Below are 5,794 nucleotides of genomic sequence, written 5' to 3'. Positions count from 1 at the left end.
AAAAAAAGGCAAAAAAAGTAGTTGTTAAGTGGAAAAAGGTATCTATATTTGCACCCGCAAACGGATAAGCGGTAAGCTTAGAAGTTAGTAAGAGTTCATTAAAATAGGGGTTAAGATATATTAAGAAAAGGTTAAAAAATAGTTTAAATTTTCTTGTTTAATACGAAATAAAGTGAGTATCTTTGCAGTCCGAATTTTAGGGAAAAACAGTTCATTAAAATAGTGCGAAAAACAAATTAAAAAAAAACTTTAAAAAGTTTTTGTCAGATTAAAAATAGTTTGTATATTTGCATCCGCTTTGAGAAAGCGATATGATTACAGAAATTTTGGAAGACGATTAAGTCACTAGTTCGAGTCTAGTATTTCTACAAGAGGATGAGTCGTAAGATAAGTAAAAACTTGTCAGTGGCGACTCGCCACAAGTTCATTGAAAATATTGAAATTGACAGCGTAAAACAAAGAGTAGAATAACCATAACTTTTCGAAGTTAAAAATTCTTTTGGAACTTAACATTTATAATATTAAAGATTATACAATGAAGAGTTTGATCCTGGCTCAGGATGAACGCTAGCGGCAGGCTTAACACATGCAAGTCGAGGGGTAACAGGGAGGAGCTTGCTTTTCTGCTGACGACCGGCGAACGGGTGCGTAACGCGTATAGAATCTGCCTTGTACAGGAGGATAGCCTTTAGAAATGAAGATTAATACTCCATAAATTTAAGAGATGGCATCATTTTTTAATTAAAGATTTATCGGTACGAGATGACTATGCGTCCTATTAGCTAGATGGTAAGGTAACGGCTTACCATGGCAACGATAGGTAGGGGGTCTGAGAGGATTATCCCCCACACTGGTACTGAGACACGGACCAGACTCCTACGGGAGGCAGCAGTGAGGAATATTGGTCAATGGAGGCAACTCTGAACCAGCCATGCCGCGTGCAGGAAGACTGCCCTATGGGTTGTAAACTGCTTTTATACAGGAAGAAACTTGGTTACGTGTAACCAACTGACGGTACTGTAAGAATAAGCACCGGCTAACTCCGTGCCAGCAGCCGCGGTAATACGGAGGGTGCAAGCGTTATCCGGAATCATTGGGTTTAAAGGGTCCGCAGGCGGTCAATTAAGTCAGAGGTGAAATCCCATAGCTTAACTATGGAACTGCCTTTGATACTGGTTGACTTGAGTTATACGGAAGTAGATAGAATAAGTAGTGTAGCGGTGAAATGCATAGATATTACTTAGAATACCGATTGCGAAGGCAGTCTACTACGTATATACTGACGCTCATGGACGAAAGCGTGGGGAGCGAACAGGATTAGATACCCTGGTAGTCCACGCCGTAAACGATGGACACTAGTTGTTGGATTTAGATTCAGTGACTAAGCGAAAGTGATAAGTGTCCCACCTGGGGAGTACGATCGCAAGATTGAAACTCAAAGGAATTGACGGGGGCCCGCACAAGCGGTGGAGCATGTGGTTTAATTCGATGATACGCGAGGAACCTTACCAGGGCTTAAATGTAGAGTGACAGACTGAGAGATTGGTTTTTCTTCGGACACTTTACAAGGTGCTGCATGGTTGTCGTCAGCTCGTGCCGTGAGGTGTCAGGTTAAGTCCTATAACGAGCGCAACCCCTATCGTTAGTTGCTAACAGGTAATGCTGAGGACTCTAGCGAGACTGCCGGTGCAAACCGAGAGGAAGGTGGGGATGACGTCAAATCATCACGGCCCTTACGTCCTGGGCTACACACGTGCTACAATGGTATGGACAATGAGCAGCCACTATGCGAATAGGAGCGAATCTATAAACCATATCACAGTTCGGATCGGAGTCTGCAACTCGACTCCGTGAAGCTGGAATCGCTAGTAATCGGATATCAGCCATGATCCGGTGAATACGTTCCCGGGCCTTGTACACACCGCCCGTCAAGCCATGGAAGCTGGGGGTGCCTGAAGTCGGTTACCGCAAGGAGCTGCCTAGGGTAAAACTGGTAACTAGGGCTAAGTCGTAACAAGGTAGCCGTACCGGAAGGTGCGGCTGGAACACCTCCTTTCTAGAGAAAGATGGTGAGTTACAATAGAGGTATATTTTACTCTTTGCTGTTAATTTTAAAAAATTAGACTAAGATCTTAATAAGTCAATAGTATTTAGTCGATAGTTGTTAGTGTTAGTAACTAACGTCTAAGGATTAAAGGCTAGAGGCTAAAAAAGTCTCGTAGCTCAGCTGGTTAGAGCGCTACACTGATAATGTAGAGGTCGGCAGTTCGAGTCTGCCCGAGACTACAATTTTAAGATAATTAGAAAGAAAGGAAATTCTAGGAGCTAGAGAATTCTAAATTCGTAATTCTGAATTCATAATTCTGAATTTCAAATGGGGGATTAGCTCAGCTGGCTAGAGCGCTTGCCTTGCACGCAAGAGGTCATCGGTTCGACTCCGATATTCTCCACGAGGCAGTGCCTCGAGACAATAAATAAGTTGTTTCAGAGTGCTGCACGAGTTGCGCTGATAAATACTTATCAGTGGCGATTCGCCACGTTCATTGACATATTGGTAAAATGATATCGTAAAGAATCAAGATAGAGCGTTAGAATAATATCTAACAAAATATTTTTATAAGAACAAGAATTATAAAGAGCTCGTTGTAGTAGAGATACTACAGCAAAAAGTACAATAAGCTAAATAAGGGCGTATGGAGGATGCCTAGGCTTTCAGAGGCGAAGAAGGACGCGATAAGCTGCGATAAGTTACGGGGAGAAGCACATATTTTATGATCCGTAAATTTCCGAATGGGGCAACCCAGCATGTTGAAGACATGTTACCCGCAAGGGGGCAAACCTGGTGAACTGAAACATCTAAGTAACCAGAGGAAGAGAAAACAAAAGTGATTCCGTTAGTAGTGGCGAGCGAACGCGGATTAGCCCAAACCAATATTGTTACGGCAATATTGGGGTTGTAGGGCTGCGACATTAGAATCTAAGAGAACTGGAATCGTTTGGAAAGACGAACCGCAGAGAGTGATAGTCTCGTACAGGTAATCGAAGAGGATATAGCAGTACCCTGAGTAGTGCGGGACACGAGTAATCCTGTATGAATCCACCGGGACCATCCGGTAAGGCTAAATACTCCTGAAAGACCGATAGTGAACTAGTACCGTGAGGGAAAGGTGAAAAGAACCCTAAGTAAGGGAGTGAAAGAGAACCTGAAACCGTACGCCTACAAGCGGTCGAAGCACATTTACTGTGTGACGGCGTGCCTTTTGCATAATGAGCCTACGAGTTACTGTTGCTAGCAAGGTTAAACATTTAAGGTGTGGAGCCGAAGCGAAAGCGAGTCTGAATAGGGCGCTATAGTTAGTAGTAGTAGACGCGAAACCGAGTGATCTACCCATGGGCAGGTTGAAGCTGTGGTAACACACAGTGGAGGACCGAACCAGTTGACGTTGAAAAGTCTTTGGATGACCTGTGGGTAGGGGTGAAAGGCCAATCAAACTCGGAAATAGCTCGTACTCCCCGAAATGCATTTAGGTGCAGCGTTGAGACAAAGTTTTATAGAGGTAGAGCTACTGATTGGATGCGGGGGCTTCACCGCCTACCAATTCCTGACAAACTCCGAATGCTATAAAATGTTTCTCAGCAGTGAGGGCATGGGTGCTAAGGTCCATGTCCGAGAGGGAAAGAACCCAGACCATCAGCTAAGGTCCCCAAATATATGTTAAGTTGAAAAAACGAGGTTTGACTGCCCAGACAGCTAGGATGTTGGCTTGGAAGCAGCCATTCATTTAAAGAGTGCGTAACAGCTCACTAGTCGAGCGGTCGAGCATGGATAATAATCGGGCATAAACATATTACCGAAGCTATGGACTTATTAAAGTGGTAGGGGAGCATTCTATATGTGCTGAAGGTGTGCTGTAAGGCATGCTGGAACGTATAGAAAAGAAAATGTAGGCATAAGTAACGATAAAGGGGGCGAGAAACCCCCTCACCGAAAGACTAAGGTTTCCTCAGCGATGCTAATCAGCTGAGGGTTAGTCGGGACCTAAGGCGAATCCGAAGGGAGTAGTCGATGGCCAACAGGTTAATATTCCTGTACTTCTTATAATTGCGATGGGGTGACGGAGTAATGAAAGCACCGCGAACTGACGGAATAGTTCGTTGAAACATTTAGGTATTGGAACTGTAGGAAAATCCGCAGATCTAGCTGAAGTGTGATAGTACCACAAGTCTTCGGATGCGTGGATAGTGTGCCTAAAGGCTTCCAAGAAAAACCTCTAAGCTTCAGATTATAAGAACCCGTACCGTAAACCGACACAGGTAGTTGGGATGAGAATTCTAAGGTGCTCGAGAGATTCATGGCTAAGGAACTAGGCAAAATAGACTCGTAACTTCGGGAGAAGAGTCGCCAACAGCAATGTTGGCCGCAGTGAAAAGATCCAGGCGACTGTTTATCAAAAACACAGGGCTTTGCTAAATTGAAAGATGATGTATAAGGCCTGACACCTGCCCGGTGCTGGAAGGTTAAGTGGAGTTGTTAGCTTCGGCGAAGCAATCAAATGAAGCCCCAGTAAACGGCGGCCGTAACTATAACGGTCCTAAGGTAGCGAAATTCCTTGTCGGGTAAGTTCCGACCTGCACGAATGGTGCAACGATCTGGATACTGTCTCAGCCATGAGCTCGGTGAAATTGTAGTATCGGTGAAGATGCCGATTACCCGCAGCGGGACGAAAAGACCCCGTGAACCTTTACTATAGCTTCGTATTGACTTTGGATAAGTAATGTGTAGGATAGGTGGGAGACTATGAAGTGGCGTCGCTAGGCGTTGTGGAGTCGTCCTTGAAATACCACCCTTTGCTTATCTAGAGCCTAACTCAGCAATGAGAACAGTGCGTGGTGGGTAGTTTGACTGGGGTGGTCGCCTCCAAAAGAGTAACGGAGGCTTCTAAAGGTTCCCTCAGCACGCTTGGTAACCGTGCGTAGAGTGCAATGGCATAAGGGAGCTTGACTGAGAGACATACAGGTCGATCAGGTACGAAAGTAGAGCATAGTGATCCGGTGGTTCCGCATGGAAGGGCCATCGCTCAAAGGATAAAAGGTACTCCGGGGATAACAGGCTGATCTCCCCCAAGAGCTCACATCGACGGGGGGGTTTGGCACCTCGATGTCGGCTCGTCACATCCTGGGGCTGGAGAAGGTCCCAAGGGTTGGGCTGTTCGCCCATTAAAGTGGCACGCGAGCTGGGTTCAGAACGTCGTGAGACAGTTCGGTCTCTATCTGCTGTGGGCGTTAGAAATTTGAGTGGATTTGACTTTAGTACGAGAGGACCGAGTTGAACTGACCTCTAGTGTATCTGTTGTCTCGCCAGGGGCACTGCAGAGTAGCTACGTCGGGAAGGGATAAGCGCTGAAAGCATATAAGCGCGAAACCCACCACAAGATGAGATTTCTTTAAAGGGTCGTGGAAGATCACCACGTTGATAGGCTATAAGTGTAAGTGCAGTAATGTATGTAGCTGAGTAGTACTAATAACCCATAGGCTTATGTACAGTCTTCCCCTCCTAGTGGGGGGAAGCGCAACTCTTTGATGAATTTATGATATAATTTTACTAATATGTTAACTTTTACAGTTGAAATATACTGAAACGATTTAAGGTGATTATCGCAATGGGGCTCACCTCTTACCATCCCGAACAGAGAAGTTAAGCCCATTTGCGCCGATGGTACTGCCAATGGTGGGAGAGTAGGTCGTTGCCTTTCTTTATAAACCTCAATCTTTAAAAGATTGAGGTTTTTTTATG

At 45.0% G+C, this 5,794-nt stretch carries 2 tRNA genes and 3 rRNA genes; all 5 read left to right on the top strand.

Going from position 1 to position 5,794, the window contains the following annotated elements:
- Positions 1-532: 532 nt before the first annotated feature.
- The 5 genes from MK851_RS15585 to rrf all read left to right on the top strand — a co-directional run bounded on the left by MK851_RS15585 (position 533) and on the right by rrf (position 5,753).
- Positions 533-2,056, top strand: a 16S ribosomal RNA gene (locus tag MK851_RS15585).
- A gap of 156 nt (positions 2,057-2,212) precedes the next feature.
- Positions 2,213-2,286 (top strand) — tRNA-Ile (locus tag MK851_RS15580).
- Between the two features lie 90 nt (positions 2,287-2,376).
- Positions 2,377-2,450: transfer RNA gene (locus MK851_RS15575), tRNA-Ala, on the top strand.
- 222 nt (positions 2,451-2,672) lie between these two features.
- Positions 2,673-5,542, top strand: a 23S ribosomal RNA gene (locus MK851_RS15570).
- Positions 5,543-5,644: 102 nt separating this feature from the next.
- A 5S ribosomal RNA gene (rrf, locus tag MK851_RS15565) occupies positions 5,645-5,753 on the top strand.
- The 16S, 23S and 5S rRNA genes sit together here with 2 tRNA genes alongside, the layout of an rRNA operon.
- Positions 5,754-5,794: the final 41 nt, after the last annotated feature.

The organism is Tenacibaculum sp. 1B UA, from assembly GCF_033978845.1.
Classification (GTDB): Bacteria; Bacteroidota; Bacteroidia; order Flavobacteriales; family Flavobacteriaceae; genus Polaribacter.
Note: the sequence above shows the minus strand (reverse complement) of the source record. Positions and strands in the feature narration are given on the sequence as shown.